Raw genomic sequence first — 17,893 nt, 5'->3', positions numbered from 1 at the left:
CCATGCGCGCGCTGCCCGCCCTGCCGCTCCTCTTCCTGCTCGCCGCCTGCGGCCCCATGTCGGTGCAGCGGGCCGAGGAGGTCTGCTTCGAACGCGCCCGCCTCGCCGAGGCGCCGCGCGGAACGATCGGCGTGGGCGCGGGCAAGGGCGGCATGGTCAGCGACCTCGAACTGACGGTGACCTCGGACTATCTCATGGGCCGGGACCCCTCGGCCCTCTTCGACGCCTGCGTCTATCAGAAATCCGGCCAGCCCCCGACGCGGCCGTTCTACTCCCGCTAAGACCAGAAGGGATGAACCATGGTCCAGCTCACGCTCCCCAAGAATTCCAAGGTCCGCACCGGCAAGACCTGGCCGAAGCCCGCGGATGCGAAGAACGTCCGCAAGTTCATGATCTACCGCTGGGATCCGGACACGGGCGAGAACCCGCGCGTCGACACCTACTTCCTCGACATGGACAAGTGCGGGCCGATGGTCCTCGACGCGCTCATCAAGATCAAGAACGAGGTCGATCCCACCCTCACCTTCCGACGCTCCTGCCGTGAAGGGATCTGCGGCTCCTGCGCGATGAACATCGACGGGATCAACACGCTGGCCTGCATCTACGGTCTCGACGAGATCAAGGGCGACGTGAAGATCTACCCGCTGCCGCACATGCCGGTGATCAAGGACCTGATCCCCGACCTGTCGCTGTTCTACGCGCAGCATGCCTCGATCATGCCCTGGCTCGAGACGAAGACGGTGGAGCCCGCCAAGGAATGGCGCCAGTCGGTCGAGGACCGGGCCAAGCTCGACGGCCTCTATGAATGCGTGATGTGCGCCTGCTGCTCGACCTCCTGCCCGAGCTACTGGTGGAACGGCGACCGCTATCTGGGGCCGGCGGCGCTCCTGCACGCCTACCGCTGGATCGTCGACAGCCGCGACGAGGCCACGCCGGAGCGTCTCGACATGCTCGAGGACCCGTTCAAGCTCTACCGCTGCCACACGATCATGAACTGCGCCAAGACCTGCCCCAAGGGTCTGAACCCGGCAAAGGCCATCGCCGAAATCAAGAAGATGATGGTCGAACGCGTCATCTGACGTCGCGCGGCGCCCGCCCGGGGGCGCCGCCCCTCTCCGCCACCGGACCGGACGGCCGCCGCCAGAGCCGCACGCCCCCCGCCCGTCACCGCCCCGCAGACCCTCCCCCCTGCCACGCTTTCACTCTGCCCAAATATCCTCGGGGGGCGCCGCCCCACCGGGGCGGCGGAGGGGGGCAGACAGCCCCCCTCTTCGCCAGAGGAGAAGGCTCCGCGGGGAGGACGCGGAGGCTTTCCGGCAGCCAGGGCCGCCGCAGAGGGCCCTAATGCAGCGTGTGCCGGGCCATCAGCTCGTAGGTGCCCGCATTGGGGCAGAAGCTGCAGTCGGCCGGCTCGACCCGGTCGGCCTCGGCCAGCGTGCATTTGCACAGCTTGGTGCTGCCGCACCGCCGACAGACGTCCAGCAGGTCGAGATAATCGGCATAGGCATGTTGCACCGCGGCGGGCTCCAGCCCGAAGACCTGCGCCATCTGCAGCAGGCGCTCGCCCACATCCTCGGGCATGCGCGCGAACTGTTCCATCTGCCAGCGCGTGATCCCCAGATCGTCCAGATCGCGGTCGCTCAGCGCATGGATTTCCTGAAGCCGGTGCCAACGGTCGAAGAGGGCGCGAACTCGGTTCAGCATGGCTATTCCCCTTGGGTCTGATCCTATTTCATCGACCCTTGAGTATCCTTTTCCCGGGCAGCCAAACATGATCCCGGTCAAGTTTTCTGACCGCATCAGCCGATGAGATGTCGCAGCCCCTGCGTCACATCGGTGCGCACCGCCAGCCGGAGGCCCGGTTCGTCGCCCGCCCGCAGCGCCGCGAGAATGTTCCGGTGGTGCTGCGGCGGCTCGTTGCGCCGAAGTCGGCCATAGAGGGCGCGCATCGTGGGCCCGAGCTGCAGCCAGACCGTCTCGGCCATGGCCAGCATGGCCGGGGCCTGCGCGCGCAGATAGAGCGTGCGGTGAAACTCGAGGTTGGTGCGGATGTAGGCCACCGCATCCGCCTTCGCGACCGCCTCGGCATTGGCCGCATTGATCGCGGCCAGCCGGTCGATCAGCGCGAAATGCGCCCGCGGCAGGGCCCGCGCCGCCAGCTCCGGCTCCAGAAGCGCCCGGATCGCCGCCAGTTCCTCGATTCGCTCGGGGCTGAGTTCGGGCGTGGCCACCCGTCCCGAGGAGGAGAGCGACAGGGCCCCCTCGGCCACCAGCCGCCGCACCGCCTCGCGCGCGGGCGTCATCGAGACCTCGAAGCTGCGCGCCAGACCGCGCAGCGTCAGCGCCTGCCCCGGCGCCAGCTCGCCATGCATCACCTGCGCGCGCAGGCTGCGGTAGAGCCGCTCGTGCGCGGAGGCGGTCAGATCGGAGGGGCGGGACGGGTTCTGCATGGGCGCGAGCAAGCACCGCCCGGCGGCTCCGGTCAATCCCCGAAGCGGAAGCCGTGCAGCGCCTGCCCCTGCCGCCGCAGCCAGGCCCGGTGCAGGGCATAGTCGGGATCCAGCCGCGCCACCTCGGCCCAGAAGGCGGGCGAGTGGTTCATCTGCGCGAGATGGGCGACCTCGTGGGCCGCCACATAATCGAGGATCGGCGGAGGCGCGAGAATCAGCCGCCACGAGAACATGAGGCAGCCGTCCTGCGTGCAGGAGCCCCAGCGCGACCGCGTGTCGCGCAGCGTGAGCCGGGCATAGGGCCGGCCGAGGTTGCGGGCATGGCGGTCGCAGGCGACGGCCAGCCGCTCGCGCGCCATGGCCTTGAGGAAGGTCGCAAGGCGCAGCGGCACCGAGGCCGGATCTCCCGGCACGAGGAGCGAATCGTCCGTGACCCGCACCGAGCGCCCGCTGCCCGTCCGAACGGTGAGCGGGCGCCCTTCGAGAGGCAGGACCGATCCGAGCCCCACCGCGGCGGCCTCGGGCACGTCCGAAAGCGCGCGGCGGATCCACCCCTCCTGATCGCGGACGAAGGCCAGCGCCTCGGCCTCGCGGGCGCGCAGCGGCAGCGTCAGCGTCACGCGACCGTCAAGCCGCGACACCCGCAGCGAAAAGCGCCGGGCCTGCGCCGAGCGGCGCAGCGTGATCTCGACGGGCGGCGAACCGGGCAAGACGGGCATCGGGGGCTCCTTCGGGCGCCAGATTAGCGGGGCCCGGGGCAGAGAAAAGCCCTGAAAATCCGGGGAAACGCAGGGGTCGGAAAGGCTTTGACACTCCGGGGGGCTTGTGGCATGGCTCCCCAATTCTGCAGCAGCCAGCCTTGCAAGGGGATCACCATGCCCAAGGAAGAATGGGGCACGAAGCGCATCTGCCCGACGACGGGCAAGCGCTTCTACGACCTCAACCGCACGCCCGTCGTCAGCCCCTACACCGGCGAAGTCGTGGACATCGAAAGCGCGCGCCGCAAGGCGGTCGCCGCGGTCATCTCGCGCGCGACCCCCGAGAAGGACGACGACATTCTCGTGGACGATATCGAGACTGAAGACGATCTGCTCGACACGGAAGCGACCGAGGATTCGGATGTCGATGACGATCTGCTCGAGGACGATTCGGACGACAACGTGTCGCTCGACGACCTGGCCGACGTGGCCGGCGACGACGAGGAAGGCTGACCGCATCGGGGGGCGAATTTTCCTCTTGCGCCCCCCGCCGCGAGCCTCTAGATAGCCCGAGCGAACCGGAAGCGGTTCGCGAAGCCCAAGCGGATCGGCAACGATCCGCACCTCCGGTGGGGTCATAGCTCAGTTGGGAGAGCGCTTGAATGGCATTCAAGAGGTCGGCGGTTCGATCCCGCCTGGCTCCACCAATAAAACTCCCAGACTGAAACAGCGACGCAGCGGGATCCACGCGAGTGGCATCCATCGTCTGCGCCGATCCCGATCCGGCAGCTTCCTGCGGCCCGGCCCCTGACAGGTCGGCAGGCATGCCCGGTCCCACGACCGGCAATATGCACCCGAGATCAGGCGGTGCCGGAGCCCGGGATCCGGGAGGCCTCCCGCCGACCGCTCTTCCGCGACGGAACCGCTGCGCCGGAGCACGGTTGTTCTCCCGCAGTTCATTCCCGGAGGATCTCATGAAGAAATTTTTCGTCCTGCTCCCCGTCGTGGCCTTCGCCGCAGGCTGCCAGACCGCCGACCAGACGACCGCGGCCAGCGCGCTGGGCGGCGCGGCTCTCGGCGCAGCCGTGTCGAGCAACGATGACCGCGTGCAGGGCGCAGCTCTCGGGGCCGCGGCCGGCGCCGTGGCGGGCACGCTCATCGGGCCGACCGGCTCGGGCACCTGCTACTACCGCAACACCCGCGGCCAGCGCTTCACCGGCCCCTGCTGAGCCCCCCGCTGTTGCCGACAGGATGACGGGGCCCCGCGATCCGCGGGGCCTTCGGACCTCGAATGCCCTCAGGGCAGGATCTCGAACCGGTCCACATCCACCATGCCCCGGTCGGTGATCTTCAGATGCGGGATCACAGGCAGCGCGAGGAAGGCAAGCTGCAGGAAGGGCTCCTCCAGCGTCACGCCAAGGCTGCGCGCGGCCTCGCGGAGCGTCACCAGCGCGTCCCGCACCTCCTCAAAGGGCCGCAGGCTCATGAGCCCGCCCACCGGCAGGGCGAGCTCCGCGAGGATCTCGCCTCCGGCCGCCACCGCAAAACCGCCTTCGAGCGCGCGCAGCCGATTCGCGGCCAGCGCCATATCGGCATAATCGATCCCCACCACCGCGAGATTGTGGTGGTCGTGGCAGACCGTCGAGGCGATCGCGCCGCGCGCCATGCCGAAGCCGCGCACGAAGCCGGTGGCGCGGCCGCCCGTCTTGCCATGCCGCTCGATGACCGCGATCCGTGCGAGATCGCGGGCGGGATCCGGGCGCTTGTCGCCGTCCACGGGCTCGATCTCCGCCGTCAGATGCTCGGTGATGATCTTGCCGGGCAGGATGCCGATGACCGGGGTCTCGGCCCGGTTGCCGGGGCAGCGGAAGGCCTCGGGCGCGATCCGGGCCACCTTGACCGACGCCCGCGCCACCGGCTCGACGCAGGGCCGCGCGGCAAAGGCCGCCTCGTCGGCCACGACGCCCCCCGCCAGCACCAGCGCCGCATGGCAGCCTTCGAGCGAATCGAGCACCGCGATATCGGCGCGGCGGCCCGGAGCGATCAGGCCGCGATCCTTCAACCCGAAGGCCTCGGCCGCCGACAGGCTCGCCGCGCGGTAGACAGCCAGCGGCGGCGCGCCCAGCCGGATCGCGGTGCGGATCATGTGGTCGATATGCCCATGTTCGGCGATGTCGAGCGGGTTGCGGTCATCCGTGCAGAGGCAGAGGTAGGGCGCATGGCGCTCGTTCAGGATGGAGACGAGCGCATGCAGATCCTTCGACACCGACCCCTCGCGGATCAGCACCCGCATTCCCTTGCGCAGCTTCTCGAGCGCCTCTTCCGCCGTGGTGGCCTCGTGCTCGGTGCGGATCCCCGCCGCGATATAGCCGTTCAGATCCTTGCCCCGCAGCAGCGGCGCATGGCCGTCGATGTGGCGGCCGCGGAAGGCCTCGAGCTTGGCCAGGCAGCCGGGGGCCTTCATCAGGACGCCCGGAAAGTTCATGAATTCGGCCAGCCCGATCACCCGGGGATGATCCATCAGCGGCGCGAGATCGCCTGCCTCGAGCGCGGCGCCCGCCGTCTCCATATGCGTGGAGGGCACGCAGGAGGAGAGCTGCACCCGCAGATCCATCACCAGATGGGCCGAGGCCTCGAGGAAATAGCGGATGCCCTCGAGCCCGCAGACATTGGCGATCTCGTGCGGATCGCAGATCGCGGTGGTGATGCCGCGCGGCGTCACGCAGCGGTCGAATTCGAAGGGCGTGACCAGCGAGCTTTCGACATGAAGGTGGGTGTCGATGAAGCCCGGCACGAGGATCCGGCCCCGGCAATCGATCTCGCGCCGGCCCGCGTAGGTGCCGAAGGTGCCGACGATCCGGTCGCCGCAGATCGCCACATCCGTCTGCACCAGTTCGCCCGTCACGAGATCGAAGACGCGGCCGTGCTTGAGGACGAGATCGGCCGGAACGAGGCCCCGCCCCTGGTCGATACAATCGGAAAGGCTGCGGCTCATGGATCCTCCTGTCGCTCGTCTCAGAGAAACCCAAGGCCGCGGGCGCGTCCAGCGGATTGGGGCTTCCCTGACGCACAGGCACCGGCGCGACGGCCTGCGGAGAGTTTTTCGCTCTTGCACATGGCGGCGGGGGATGATCCTTCTCGAGTCTCATACCGAGAGATTTTCCATGCACCCGCTGCGCGGCATCGGCCTCAAGGTCGCCTCCGTCCTCATCTTCATCGTCATGTCCGCGCTCATCAAGGCGACGTCAGACCGGGTTCCCGCAGGCGAGGCGGTGTTCTTCCGCTCGTTCTTCGCCATGCCCGTGATCTTCGTCTGGCTGGCCTGGCGGCACGAATTGCGCACGGGCCTCAAGGCGGTCAATCCGATGGGCCATGTCTGGCGCGGGGTGGTGGGCACCCTTGCCATGGGGCTCGGCTTCGCGGGGCTGGCCTACTTGCCCCTGCCCGAGGTCACCGCGCTCGGCTATGCGGCGCCGCTTCTCACCGTGATCTTCGCCGCGATGTTCCTTGGCGAGGAGGTGCGTGCCTTCCGCATCTCGGCGGTCGCCCTGGGGCTCGTCGGCGTGCTGATCGTGCTCTCTCCCCGCCTCACGGTGCTGTCGGGCGGGATGGGCCATCGCGAGGCCTTCGGCGCGGCGCTCGTGGTGGGCGGGGCGGTCTTCGCCGGGCTCGCGCAGGTCTTCATCCGCAAACTCGTCCATAGCGAGGCCACCTCGGCCATCGTCTTCTATTTCTCGCTGACGGCGACGCTCCTGTCCTTCGTGACGCTGCCCTTCGGCTGGGTCTGGCCTACGCCCACCGAGGCCGCCCTGCTGATCGGGGCGGGCGTTCTGGGCGGCATCGCACAGATCCTGCTGACCTCGGCCTACCGCTTCGCCGACGCCTCGCTGGTCGCGCCCTTCGAATATGCCTCGATGATCTTCGCGCTGCTGATCGGCTACCTCGCCTTCGACGAGGTGCCGACGCTGGTCATGCTCGGCGGCGCGAGCCTCGTGGTGGCCGCGGGCATCCTCATCATCTGGCGCGAGCGCCGGCTGGGGCTCGAGCGGGCGCGGCAGCGCAAGGCCATGTCGCCCCTGGGCTAGGGCCAGGGCAGGATGCGGTCGGCGGGGGCCGACCTTTGCAGCACATGGCGTACGTTCGGCATGTCGTTCGAGGCCACCCAGTCGGCCCCGCCGGGCCGCGCCGCCCATCGCGCCAGAAGCCGCCGCTCGAGCTCGGCCTCGGGCACGTCGAGGAAGAGCGTGAGATCGAAGAAGCCGCGCAACCGCCGCCAGGGCTCCTCGTCGAGAAGGAGGTAGTTGCCCTCCACCACGAGGATCCTGTCCTCGTCGGTCACCACATCGGCCGCGGCGCGCGCAAGCTCCATGCTGCGGTCGAAGACCGGGATCGCGATCTCGCCGCCCGCCCTGAGCCGCTCCATCAGGGCAAGAAACCCCCAGACGTCGAAAGTCTCGGGCGCGCCCTTGCGATGGGAAAGGCCGCGCCGGGCCAGCACGCGGTCGTCGAAATGGAACCCGTCCATCGGCACCAGCCGGGCGCCGGCGCCGAGGCCTGCCACCAGCGCCTCGCCCAGCGTGGACTTGCCCGCTCCGGGAGGGCCGGCGAGGCCCACGATGAACCGCCCCCGCCCCTCCGCCGCCGCCCGGATCTCCTGTGCCAGTGTGTCGGGCGTCATGCGAACTCGTTGAGGCTTTCGGGGGCCATGGCGCCCGTCATCAGCGCCACGGCATCCGACATCGAATGACGCCTGGGATCGATCACGCAGAGCCTCCGCCCCAGCCGGTGCACATGCACCCGGTCTGCCACCTCGAACACATGGGGCATGTTGTGGCTGATGAGCACGATGGGCAAGCCCCGCCGCTTCACATCGAGGATCAGCTCCAGAACGCGGCGGCTCTCCTTCACGCCCAGCGCCGCCGTGGGTTCGTCCATGATGACCACCTTCGAGCCGAAGGCCGCCGCCCGCGCGACCGCCACCCCCTGACGCTGCCCGCCCGAGAGCGTCTCGACCGCCTGCCCGATGTTCTGGATCGTCATCAGCCCCAGCTCGGTCAGCTTCTCGCGCGCCTTCTGCTCCATCGCGGGGCGGTCGAGGGCGCGCAGCCACCTGCCCATGAAGCCCGGCTTCCGGATCTCGCGTCCGAGGAACATGTTGTCCGCGATCGACAGGGCGGGCGACAGGGCGAGGTTCTGGTAGACCGTCTCGATCCCCGCCTCGCGCGCATCGAGCGGCGAGGCGAACTGCATGGGCCTGCCGTCGAGCTCGATGCTGCCCTCGTCCACCCGGATCGCCCCCGAGAGCGCCTTGATGAGCGAGGATTTCCCCGCGCCATTGTCGCCGATCACCGCGAGGATCTCGCCCGGATAGAGATCGAAGTCGCAGCGGTCGAGGGCGGTGACGCGGCCGTAGCGTTTCACGAGGCCCCGGGCCTTCAGGATCGGTTCCATCACGCAGCCGCCTTTCTGATCCACTGGTCCACGGCCACCGCCGCGATGATGAGCATGCCGATGAGCAGGTAGGTCCATTGCGGATCCGTCCCCATGAGCTTCAGCCCCAGCGAGAAGACCCCCACGATCAGCGCGCCGAAGAGCATCCCCAAGACCGATCCCCGCCCGCCGAACAGGCTGATGCCGCCGATCACCACGGCCGTGATCGATTCGATATTGGCGAACTGGCCCGCCGTGGGCGAGACCGAGCCGAGCCGGCCGATCATCACCCAGCCCGCCAGCGCGCAGATCAGGCCCGAAAGCGTGTAGACGGTGACGAGCACGTTGCGGGTCTGCACGCCCGCGAGCTCGGCCGCATCGGGATCGTCGCCCACCGCATAGACATGGCGGCCCCAGGCGGTCTGGCGCAGCACATACGCGATGACGAGCACCAGAAGGATCAGGAGCACCGCGCCGTAGGTGAAGCCCGCCCCGCCCCGCCCGGCCTCGTCCGCGCCGAGCCGGAAGGTGTTGCCGAAGAACTGCAGGATCGGCGCCTGGGCCGAGATGTCCTGCGAGCGGATCGTCTCGTTGGCGGAATAGAGGAAGTTCGCGGCCAGCACGATCTGCCACATGCCCAGCGTGACGATGAAGGGCGGAAGCTTCATCCGCGCGACGAGGGTGCCGTTCACGAACCCGATGCCCGCGCCCGCCGCAAGGCCGCAGAGCACCGAGAGCGGCGCCGGGATCCCGTAGCGGAAGGTGAACTGGCCCATGATGACCGAGGAGAGCACCATGATCGCGCCGACCGACAGGTCGATCCCCGCCGTCAGCACGACGAGCGTCTGCGCCGCGCCCACGATGCCCACGATGGCCACCTGCTGCAGAATGAGCGTGAGGGTGAAGGCCGAGAAGAACTTCTGGCCGAGCAGCGCGCCGAAGATCGAGACCGAGACGACGAGGACGATCAGCGGCACCAGCGAGGGTGTCTGGTGCAGAAGATGCCGGGCCTGCTGAACGAAGCTCCTGCGCTGCTCGAACTCGGCCACGGAGTCGGGGCTGCGGTTCAACGCAGCCTCGAATCCCTGCGGCCCGTGGGTTTCCGTTGCCATCTTCCTAGACCTCCCGTTGCCGCGCGCCTGGCCGCGCTCCCCGATCCGCGCGAAGCGGCGCAGGATGGATCTGTCCGCAGCCGCGCTGCGGGCCGCCCGTGACGGACCCCGGGCGCGGGCTCCGTCCTCTCAGCATCGTCCGGCGGGCCGGGGGGTGCGACCGGCCCGCCGGAACGGGCGCGTCGCTCAGCCCCAGCAGAGCTCCGCACCCTTGGTGCTGTCGATGGACTCCACCCCCTCGACCGGTTGGTCGGTCACCAGCGCCACGCCGGTGTCGGTGAAATCCTTGCCTTCGCTGGCGGCGGGCTTGGTGCCATCCTTGGCGAAGGCCGCGATGGCCTCGACCCCCAGCGCCGCCATTTGCAGCGGATATTGCTGCGAGGTGGCGCCGATCACGCCGTCCTTGACATTCTGCACGCCGGGGCAGCCGCCATCGACCGAGACGATCAGCACATCCGCTTCACGGCCGATGGATTTCAACGCCTCGTAGGCGCCCGCCGCCGCGGGCTCATTGATCGTGTGGACGAGGTTGATGGTCGGATCCTGTGCAAGCAGGCTCTCCATCGCGCGCCGACCGCCCTCCTCGTTGCCCTGCGTCACCTCCTGCCCCACGATCCGCGCATCGTCCTCGTCGCCCCAGCGGGTCTTGTCGCCGAGCTCGATGCCGAAGCCCTGCAGGAACCCCTGGTTGCGCAGCACGTCGACAGACGGCTGCGACACGTCGAGGTTCAGGAGCGCGATCCGCGCGTCGCCGGCCTCGTCGCCCATCCGCGCCCTGGCCCATTTCCCGATCAGCTCGCCCGCGAGGAAATTGTCGGTGGCGAAGGTGCCGTCGGCCGCGTCGATCGGATCGAGCGGCGTGTCGAGCGCGATCACGAGAAGGCCCGCCTCCCGCGCCTTCTGCACCGAGGGCACGATGCCCTTCGTGTCCGAGGCGGTGATGAGGATGCCCTTGGCCCCGTCGGCGATGCAGGTCTCGATGGCCGCCACCTGGCTCTCGCTGTCGCCGTCGATGCGGCCCGCATAGGACTTGAGCGTGATCCCCAGTTCCTGCGCCTTCGCGGTGGCGCCTTCCTTCATCTTCACGAAGAAGGGGTTGGTATCGGTCTTGGTGATCAGGCAGGCCGTCATGTCCTGCGCGAGGGCCGGCACGGCCGACAGGGCAAGCGCCGCCGCGCCCCCCATGAGGGCGAACTTGAATTGGGTCACGATGTCTCCTCCCGGAAGCGGGCCTCTCTCCCCCCGCCGTTCATGTGGCGCTGGCGTCCTCCCGCCGCGACGCCTTCATGGAAGCTGATTCCCGATCTTGCGTCAATAAATAATTCAAAGTGATTTAGTATTGACAGGATGGCCCTCCGCCGTGCCAATGGATAAGGGAGGCCCGCTCGTCGGGCAGGGAGAGCGGGGTGAGACAGGGACAGGAGACGGCGGAACGGTCGGGCGGGGCCGAGCCCGGGCTGCGCGGCTCGAACCAGAGCGGAATGCGCGCGCATAACGAGCGCCTCGTGCTGTCGCTCGTCCGCCGCGAAGGGGCGCTGGCCAAGTCCGACATCGCGCGGATGACGGGGCTGTCGGCACAGACCGTCTCGGTCATCATGCGCGAGCTCGAGCGCGACGGCCTCCTGCGCCGGGGCGAGCCGATCCGCGGGCGGATCGGCCAGCCGTCGGTGCCGATGTCGCTCGCGCCGGAGGGCGCCTATTTCCTCGGCCTCAAGATCGGCCGCCGCTCGGCCGAGCTGGTGCTGATCGACTTCCTCGGCCGGCCCGTGGCCTCGCGCCGGAGGCTCTATCCCTATCCCACGCCCGATGCGGTGGTGGCCTTCACCGCCGAGATCCTGCCCCGGCTGATGGAGAGCCTGCCGCCAGAGGCGCGGGCGCGCGTGGGGGGCCTCGGCATCGCCATGCCGTTCCAGCTTTGGAACTGGGTGAGCTATGTGGGGGCGCCGCAGGCCGAGATGGACGCCTGGCGCACGCGCGACATCCAGACCGAGCTCGCCGCCCTGACCGGCCTGCCCGTCCATGTCCGCAACGATGCGACGGCCGCCTGCGGGGCGGAACTCGTCTTCGGCAGCGGCGGGCGGCCCAAGGACTTCCTCTACTTCTACTTCGCCTATTTCATCGGGGGCGGCCTCGTCCTCAACGGCCATCTCTTCGCGGGGCGGACGGGCAATGCGGCGGGCGTGGGCCCGATGCCGGTGCCGGGCCGCGACGGCCAGATGCGGAGGCTTCTGAACGTGGCGTCGATGTCCGTCCTCGCCGAGGCGATGGAGCGGGCGGGCGAGCCCTCGGCCGCGCTCTGGGAGGATCCCGAGCGCTGGGAGGTGAGCGGCCCGATCCTCGAGGAATGGCTCGAGGGGGCGGCGGCCGGCCTCGCCTCGGCCATCCTCTCGGCCGCCGCGCTGGTCGAGATGGAGACGGTGGTGATCGACGGCTGGATGCCGCCCGCGATCCGGGCCGACATCGTGCGCCGCACCCATGCGGCGCTGCACCGGCTGGACCTGTCGGGCATCGAGCCGCCGCTGATCCGGGAGGGCACGGTCGGCGCCCAGGCCCGCGCTCTCGGAGCGGCTGCGATCCCCCTGTCGCAGCGCTACCTCGTCGAGGCCATGGGAGCCGGGCAGGAGAGCTAGCCTTTTCGCGCCGCCGCCGCTTGACTTGTGAAGGTCATAACACCAATTTGGCCGAAATCTGGCTGAACGTGAAAGAAATTCATGACCTCACGACCTTTCGCACCCGGAAAGGAGGCGCCGGCGGCATGTCTCTGGCTCTGATTGCCGCTCTCCCGTTTCTCGGGGCCCTGCTTCCGGGCCTGATGATCCGATCGGGTCGCACCGCCTGCGCCGTCGTCACAGGCAGCGTCACCGCCCTCGCGCTTCTGATGCTGGGGCTCCATGCCCCCGCCGTGCTCCGGGGCGAGATCGTGCAGACGCGCATCGACTGGATGCCCGGCCTCGGTCTCAATGCGAATTTCTTTCTCGACGGGCTCGGACTTCTGTTCGCCGGGCTGATCCTCGGGATCGGCCTGCTCATCATCCTCTATGCGCGCTTCTATCTCTCGCGGCAGGATTCGATGGGGCAGTTCTACAGCTATCTCATGCTGTTCCAGGGCGCGATGGTGGGAATCGTCCTGTCGGACAATATCCTTCTGCTCCTCGTCTTCTGGGAGCTGACCTCGCTCTCCTCCTTCCTGCTCATCGGCTACTGGAAGCATCTGCCCGCGGGCCGTCAGGGCGCCCGGATGGCGCTGACCGTCACCGGCATGGGCGGCCTCTCGATGATCGCGGGGATGCTGATCCTCGGCCAGATCGCGGGCAGCTACGATCTCACGGTGATCCTTCAGGCCCGGGACGCGATTCAGGCTTCGGAGTGGTATCTGCCGGCGCTGGTGCTGATCCTGCTCGGCTGTTTCACCAAATCGGCGCAGTTCCCGTTCCATTTCTGGCTGCCGCACGCCATGGCCGCGCCCACGCCGGTCTCGGCCTATCTGCATTCGGCCACGATGGTGAAGGCCGGGCTCTTCCTCATGGCGCGGATGTGGCCCGCGCTGGCCGGCACGCCGGAGTGGTTCTATCTCGTCGCCACCACCGGCCTCGTGACCATGGTCGTCGCCGCCAAGATCGCGCTCTTCAAGGACGATCTGAAGGCGCTTCTCGCCTTCTCGACCGTCTCGCATCTGGGCCTCATCACGATGCTCCTGGGCTTCGGCACCAAGTCCGCCGCCATCGCCGCCATCTTCCACATCATCAATCACGCGACCTTCAAGGCCGCCCTCTTCATGACCGCAGGCATCGTCGACCACGAGGCCCACACGCGCGACCTGAAGCGTCTCGGCGGCCTGCGCAAGCTGATGCCCATCCCCTTCACCATCGGCACCGTCGCGGCGCTCTCGATGGCGGGCATCCCGCCGCTGAACGGGTTCCTCTCGAAGGAGATGATGCTCGAGGAGGCCGCCCACACCGTCTGGTCCGGCCAGGCCTGGCTGATGCCGGTCTTCGCCACGCTGGGCGCGCTCTTCTCGGTGGCCTATTCGCTGCGCTTCGTGGCCCACACCTTCCTCGGGCCGGTGCGCGACGACTATCCCCACCGCCCGCACGATCCGGGCTTCGGCATGTGGGCGGCCCCCGCCTTCCTCGCGGCGCTCGTCGTGGCCATCGGCCTTGCGCCGATGCCGATGGCGGCCTGGCTGGTGGATGCGGCGGCGGGCGCCACCATCGGCGAGGCGGTCCATGCCCATATCTACCACTGGCACGGGCTGACCCCCGCGCTCTGGATGTCGGTCGCGGCCATCGGCGGCGGCCTCGTGCTCCTTGGCCTCCATGCGCCGCTGATGCGCGCCTGGCTCGCCACTCCGCGCCCCGAGGCCAAGCGCCTGTTCGACGGCCTGGTCGAACCGCTCGCCGCCTTCGCGCGGCGGCTCTCCTCGGGGCTGCATGACGGGGCGCTCAGCCGCTATTTCGCCATCGCCACCTTCGCGATTCTCGCGGCGGGTCTCTATGCCTTCTTCTCGGGCGGCCATTCGGCCGGAATGCGGGCGCCGACGCCGGTCGAGGTGGTGCCTGCCGCGGGCTGGCTCCTCCTGATCGTCTCGACCGTGACACTGGTCCTCTTCCACCACAACCGCGTGGTGGCGCTGGTGGTGCTGGGCGTGGTGGGCCTCGTCGTCTCGATGGGGTTCGCCTATCTCTCCGCCCCCGATCTCGCCCTGACGCAGATCCTCGTCGAGGTGGCGACGGTGATGCTTCTGCTGCTCGCGCTGAACTTCCTGCCCAAGCGCACGCCGATGGAAAGCTCGGCCTCGCGGCGGTTCCGCGACGGGATCCTGTCGGCGGGTGCGGGCCTCGGCGTGGGCTGCCTCATCTACATGATGATGACGCGGGACTTCGCCTTCTCCACCATCGCGGATTATCACCTCGCGAATGCCAAGACGGGCGGCGGCGGCACCAATGTCGTCAACGTGATCCTCGTCGACTTCCGGGGCTACGACACGTTCGGCGAGATCACGGTGCTGGGCATCGCGGCCCTCGTGATCTTCGCCGTCACCGAGACGATCCTGCGGCCCGGCCCGGCCAACAGCCGCCTCCTCTCCTGGGCACAGGAGCATCGGCACGCGGGCGACCGCCATCCGCTGATGCTCGTGGTGGCCACGCGGCTGATGCTGCCGGTGGCGATCGTCGTGGGCGTCTACATCTTCCTGCGCGGCCACAACATGCCGGGCGGCGGCTTCATCGCGGGCCTCGTGGTGGCCATCGCCGCGCTCATGCAATACATGGCCTCGGGCTTCGGCTGGACGGCCGCGCGCAAGCGGGTCGAATATCATGCGCTGATCGCGATGGGCGTCCTCATCGCCGGCGCGGCCGGGGTCGGCGCCTGGTTCGCGGGACGGCCGTTCCTGACCTCGGACTACGGCTATGTCCACCTGCCCCCGCTCGAGGAGTTCGAACTGGCCACCGCCATGATCTTCGACACCGGCGTCTTCCTCGCCGTGCTGGGGGCCGTCCTGCTGGCGCTCGCCTCGATCTCGCGGATCGCCGTGCGCGCCGGCGAGGAGGGTTCCTCCACGCCCTATGACATCGACCTGCCGCGCGACGGCTTCGGAGACCGCTGATGGAGATCCTCGTCGCTTCCGCCGTGGGCACCCTGACAGCCGCCGGGATCTACCTGATCCTGCGGATGCGGACCTTTCCCGTGATCGTGGGCCTGGCCCTCCTGAGCTATGCCGTGAACGTCTTCATCTTCGCCTCCGGCCGCCTCGCGGTCGGGCTGCCGCCGGTCCTGTCCAAGACCGCGCAGGGCTACACCGACCCGCTGACCCAGGCGCTCGTGCTGACGGCCATCGTGATCTCCTTCGGCATGACCGCGGTGATCGTGATGGTGGCGCTCGGCGCCTTCCTCGAGGCCGGCACCGACCGGATGGACAGCGACGACGAGGCCGGCCAATGAACCACTGGATCATTGCCCCCGTCGTCCTTCCCGCGGTGATCGCGCCCCTGATCGTGCTGCTCATGCGCCACGATCTCGTGCTGCAACGGGTCTTCTCGCTGGCCGCGACCGTCGCGCTCTGCGGGGTGGCCGCCGTCCTGCTGGCCACCGCCGCCACCAACCCGCCCGAGGCCTATTTCCTCGGCAACTGGCCCGCGCCCTTCGGCATCGTGCTGGTCCTCGACCGGCTGGCGGCGATGATGGTGGCGCTGACGGCCTTTCTCGCGCTGATGGTGCAGCTCTATGCGATCGGCAGCGGCTGGGACCGGCGCGGCCAGCATTTCCACGCGCTCTTCCAGTTCCAGCTCATGGGGATCTGCGGCGCCTTCCTGACGGGCGACGCCTTCAACCTCTTCGTCTTCTTCGAGGTTCTGCTGATCGCGAGCTACGGGCTCATGATCCACGGCGGCGGCCGGGCGCGGCTGCGCTCGGGCGTGCAATATGTGGCCTACAATCTCGTGGGCTCGACGCTCTTCCTCTTCGCGCTGGCCACGATCTACTCGGTGACGGGAACGCTCAACATGGCCGATCTGGCCGAGCGGGTCGCCACCCTGCCCGAGGGCGAGGCCGCCATCCTGCGCGTCGCGGGCGTGCTGCTGCTGGCCGTCTTCGCGATCAAGGGCGCGCTGGTGCCGTTCCAGTTCTGGCTGCCCGGCACCTATGCCTCGGCACCGGGGCCGGTGGCCGCGCTCTTCGCCGTCATGACCAAGGTGGGCGCCTATGCGGTGATCCGGGTCTTCAGCCTGATCTTCCCGCCCGAGACGCCCGCCACCGGCGCCTTCTTCGCCGAGCTCCTCTTGCCCGCGGCGCTGGTGACTCTCGCCCTCGGCGCGGTGGGCGTTCTGGGCGCGGCGAGCCTCGGGCGGCTCGTGGCCTTCGGCGCCATCGCCTCGATGGGCACGCTCTTCACCGCGATCTCGGGCTTCTCGCCCGAGACGACCGCCGCGGCGCTGTTCTACCTCCTGCATTCGACGCTGGCGACGGCGGTCCTGTTCCTCGTGGCCGATCTCGTGCTTGCACGGCGCGGCAGCGAAGACCTGATCCAGCGCCGCCCGCCCATCGCGCAGGAAGGGCTCATCGCCTCGCTCTTCTTCGTGGGCGCCATCGCGCTGGCGGGGATGCCGCCGCTCTCGGGCTTCCTCGGCAAGCTCCAGATCCTCGACGCGCTGCGCGGCCCGAACATGGTGGCTGTCTGGGGCACGGTGCTCGTGACCTCGCTCCTGATGATCGTGGGCTTCGCGCGGGCGGGCAGCCTCCTGTTCTGGAAGTCGCATGAAACGCTGATGGAGGCCGATCCGCACGAGCCCGACGTGCTGTCCTTCGCCGCGGTGGGCGGCCTTGTCGCCGCTCTCGTCGCGCTGACGCTCGCGGCGGGCCCAGTGTCGAGCGCGCTCGGCTCGGTCGCCTCGGAACTGGCCGAGCGCACGCCCTATATCGCCGCGAACCGCCTCACGGAGCAGCCGCAATGATCCGCAGGCTCTTTCCCCATCCCTGGCTCACGGTCACGCTGATCGTCGTCTGGATGCTGCTCGTCAACAAGCTGGCCCTGGGCAGCCTCGTCTTCGCCGTGCTGCTCGGGATCGCCATCCCGCTGCTCGTGGCGCCCTACTGGCCGGGACAGACCCAGCTCAGAAGCCCGCTGCGCCTCGCGGCCTATGTGGTTCTGGTGATCTGGGATATCATCCAGGCCAATCTCACGGTCGCCAGGATCGTGCTGTTCTATCCGACCGACAGGATCCGCTCGGCCTGGATCGCCGTTCCGATCGAGCTCACCTCGCCCGAGGCGATCTCGATGCTGGCGGGCACGATCACCCTCACGCCCGGGACGGTCGTGACCGACGTCTCGGCCTGCGGACGGGTGCTGCTCGTCCACTGCCTGCACGCGCCCGACCCCGACGCGGTGCGCGAGGAGATCAAGACCCGCTACGAAGCCCGCCTCAAGAGGATCTTCGCATGATCGCACTCGCCCTGACCTACGCCCTCGGCTGCTTCGGCGTGGCGCTCCTGTTCAATCTCGTGCGGCTCTTGCAGGGGCCGACCATCGCCGACCGGATCCTTGCGCTCGATACGATGGTCATCAACATGATCGCGCTGATCGTGCTCTACGGGATCCGCGGCGGCGGCACGATGACCTTCGAGGCCGCGCTGCTCTTCGCGATGACGGGCTTCGTCTCGACGGTGGCCTACGCGAAGTTCGTCCTGCGCGGCAACATCATCGAGTGAT

19 protein-coding genes and 1 tRNA gene are annotated in these 17,893 nt (G+C 68.8%); 12 read left to right on the top strand and 8 right to left on the bottom strand.

The genetic code is table 11. The annotated features are described in order from the left end of the window. The first annotated feature begins 2 nt into the window (after positions 1-2). A complete protein-coding gene (locus tag A9O63_RS15835) occupies positions 3-281 on the top strand; it encodes a hypothetical protein (RefSeq protein ID WP_069332806.1) in 279 nt (92 codons plus the stop codon). 18 nt (positions 282-299) lie between these two features. Continuing rightward, the gene (locus A9O63_RS15830; protein ID WP_002721286.1) at positions 300-1,079 is read left to right on the top strand and encodes a succinate dehydrogenase iron-sulfur subunit; all 780 of its coding nucleotides are present in this window, start codon (positions 300-302) and stop codon (positions 1,077-1,079) included. Positions 1,080-1,341: 262 nt separating this feature from the next. Here A9O63_RS15830 and A9O63_RS15825 read toward each other — a convergent pair whose 3' ends face one another. The 3 genes from A9O63_RS15825 to A9O63_RS15815 form a co-directional block, all read right to left on the bottom strand. Continuing rightward, positions 1,342-1,704: a DUF1127 domain-containing protein gene (locus tag A9O63_RS15825; RefSeq protein WP_002721287.1), complete on the bottom strand. Its 363-nt coding sequence runs from the start codon at positions 1,702-1,704 to the stop codon at positions 1,342-1,344. A 95-nt stretch (positions 1,705-1,799) separates the two neighbouring features. Then, positions 1,800-2,450, bottom strand: a complete 651-nt coding sequence (gene agkR, locus A9O63_RS15820) for a GntR family transcriptional regulator AgkR (RefSeq protein WP_002721288.1) — start codon at positions 2,448-2,450, stop codon at positions 1,800-1,802. A gap of 32 nt (positions 2,451-2,482) precedes the next feature. Further along, positions 2,483-3,169, bottom strand: a complete 687-nt coding sequence (locus A9O63_RS15815; protein WP_069332805.1) for a M48 family metallopeptidase — start codon at positions 3,167-3,169, stop codon at positions 2,483-2,485. A 156-nt stretch (positions 3,170-3,325) separates the two neighbouring features. On the opposite strand from A9O63_RS15815, the gene A9O63_RS15810 reads away from it, so the two are divergent. From A9O63_RS15810 to A9O63_RS15800, 3 genes are all read left to right on the top strand, one after another. Next, positions 3,326-3,661 carry a TIGR02300 family protein gene (locus A9O63_RS15810; protein WP_069332804.1) on the top strand — a complete coding sequence of 112 codons (336 nt, stop codon included), beginning with the start codon at positions 3,326-3,328 and terminating at the stop codon, positions 3,659-3,661. 118 nt (positions 3,662-3,779) lie between these two features. Next, positions 3,780-3,855 (top strand) — tRNA-Ala (locus A9O63_RS15805). Positions 3,856-4,122: 267 nt separating this feature from the next. Beyond that, positions 4,123-4,377, top strand: coding sequence for a glycine zipper 2TM domain-containing protein (locus tag A9O63_RS15800; RefSeq protein WP_069332803.1), 255 nt, complete (start codon positions 4,123-4,125; stop codon positions 4,375-4,377). Between the two features lie 68 nt (positions 4,378-4,445). Here the strand turns inward: A9O63_RS15800 and ade are convergent, their stop codons facing one another. Then, complete coding sequence (gene ade / locus A9O63_RS15795; RefSeq protein WP_069332802.1) at positions 4,446-6,143, bottom strand: adenine deaminase; 1,698 nt, start codon at positions 6,141-6,143, stop codon at positions 4,446-4,448. A gap of 133 nt (positions 6,144-6,276) precedes the next feature. Between ade and A9O63_RS15790 the strand changes: the two genes are divergently transcribed. Further along, positions 6,277-7,233 (top strand): DMT family transporter, encoded by a 957-nt coding sequence (locus tag A9O63_RS15790; protein ID WP_069332801.1) that lies wholly within the window; start codon positions 6,277-6,279, stop codon positions 7,231-7,233. On the opposite strand, the gene A9O63_RS15785 is transcribed toward A9O63_RS15790, so the two are convergent. The 4 genes from A9O63_RS15785 to A9O63_RS15770 all read right to left on the bottom strand — a co-directional run bounded on the left by A9O63_RS15785 (position 7,230) and on the right by A9O63_RS15770 (position 10,899). Continuing rightward, a complete protein-coding gene (locus A9O63_RS15785; protein WP_069332800.1) occupies positions 7,230-7,826 on the bottom strand; it encodes a nucleoside/nucleotide kinase family protein in 597 nt (198 codons plus the stop codon). The genes A9O63_RS15790 and A9O63_RS15785 overlap by 4 nt on opposite strands. Continuing rightward, complete coding sequence (locus A9O63_RS15780; RefSeq protein ID WP_069332799.1) at positions 7,823-8,599, bottom strand: ATP-binding cassette domain-containing protein; 777 nt, start codon at positions 8,597-8,599, stop codon at positions 7,823-7,825. The genes A9O63_RS15785 and A9O63_RS15780 overlap by 4 nt, the downstream gene beginning before the upstream one ends. After that, a complete protein-coding gene (locus A9O63_RS15775; protein ID WP_069332798.1) occupies positions 8,599-9,690 on the bottom strand; it encodes an ABC transporter permease in 1,092 nt (363 codons plus the stop codon). The genes A9O63_RS15780 and A9O63_RS15775 overlap by 1 nt, the downstream gene beginning before the upstream one ends. A gap of 186 nt (positions 9,691-9,876) precedes the next feature. Next, positions 9,877-10,899, bottom strand: coding sequence for a sugar ABC transporter substrate-binding protein (locus A9O63_RS15770; RefSeq protein WP_069332797.1), 1,023 nt, complete (start codon positions 10,897-10,899; stop codon positions 9,877-9,879). A gap of 197 nt (positions 10,900-11,096) precedes the next feature. Here A9O63_RS15770 and A9O63_RS15765 point away from each other — a divergent pair, with 197 nt between their 5' ends. From A9O63_RS15765 to A9O63_RS15740, 6 genes are all read left to right on the top strand, one after another. Beyond that, the gene (locus A9O63_RS15765; RefSeq protein ID WP_069332796.1) at positions 11,097-12,320 is read left to right on the top strand and encodes an ROK family transcriptional regulator; all 1,224 of its coding nucleotides are present in this window, start codon (positions 11,097-11,099) and stop codon (positions 12,318-12,320) included. 125 nt (positions 12,321-12,445) lie between these two features. Then, on the top strand, positions 12,446-15,295 hold the full coding sequence (locus A9O63_RS15760) for a monovalent cation/H+ antiporter subunit A (RefSeq protein ID WP_069332795.1): 2,850 nt from the start codon (positions 12,446-12,448) through the stop codon (positions 15,293-15,295). Then, a complete protein-coding gene (locus tag A9O63_RS15755; protein ID WP_069332794.1) occupies positions 15,295-15,630 on the top strand; it encodes a Na+/H+ antiporter subunit C in 336 nt (111 codons plus the stop codon). The genes A9O63_RS15760 and A9O63_RS15755 overlap by 1 nt, the downstream gene beginning before the upstream one ends. Further along, on the top strand, positions 15,627-17,138 hold the full coding sequence (locus A9O63_RS15750) for a monovalent cation/H+ antiporter subunit D (protein WP_069332793.1): 1,512 nt from the start codon (positions 15,627-15,629) through the stop codon (positions 17,136-17,138). Before A9O63_RS15755 ends, A9O63_RS15750 begins: the two co-directional genes overlap by 4 nt. Then, a complete protein-coding gene (locus tag A9O63_RS15745) occupies positions 17,135-17,626 on the top strand; it encodes a Na+/H+ antiporter subunit E (RefSeq protein ID WP_069332792.1) in 492 nt (163 codons plus the stop codon). Before A9O63_RS15750 ends, A9O63_RS15745 begins: the two co-directional genes overlap by 4 nt. Further along, positions 17,623-17,892, top strand: a complete 270-nt coding sequence (locus A9O63_RS15740; RefSeq protein WP_002721312.1) for a K+/H+ antiporter subunit F — start codon at positions 17,623-17,625, stop codon at positions 17,890-17,892. Before A9O63_RS15745 ends, A9O63_RS15740 begins: the two co-directional genes overlap by 4 nt. The last annotated feature ends 1 nt before the right edge of the window (position 17,893 follow it).

The sequence above is a fragment of the Cereibacter johrii genome (assembly GCF_001720585.1).
GTDB lineage: Bacteria > Pseudomonadota > Alphaproteobacteria > Rhodobacterales > Rhodobacteraceae > Cereibacter_A > Cereibacter_A johrii.
This window is presented reverse-complemented; position numbering and strand designations above follow the sequence as displayed.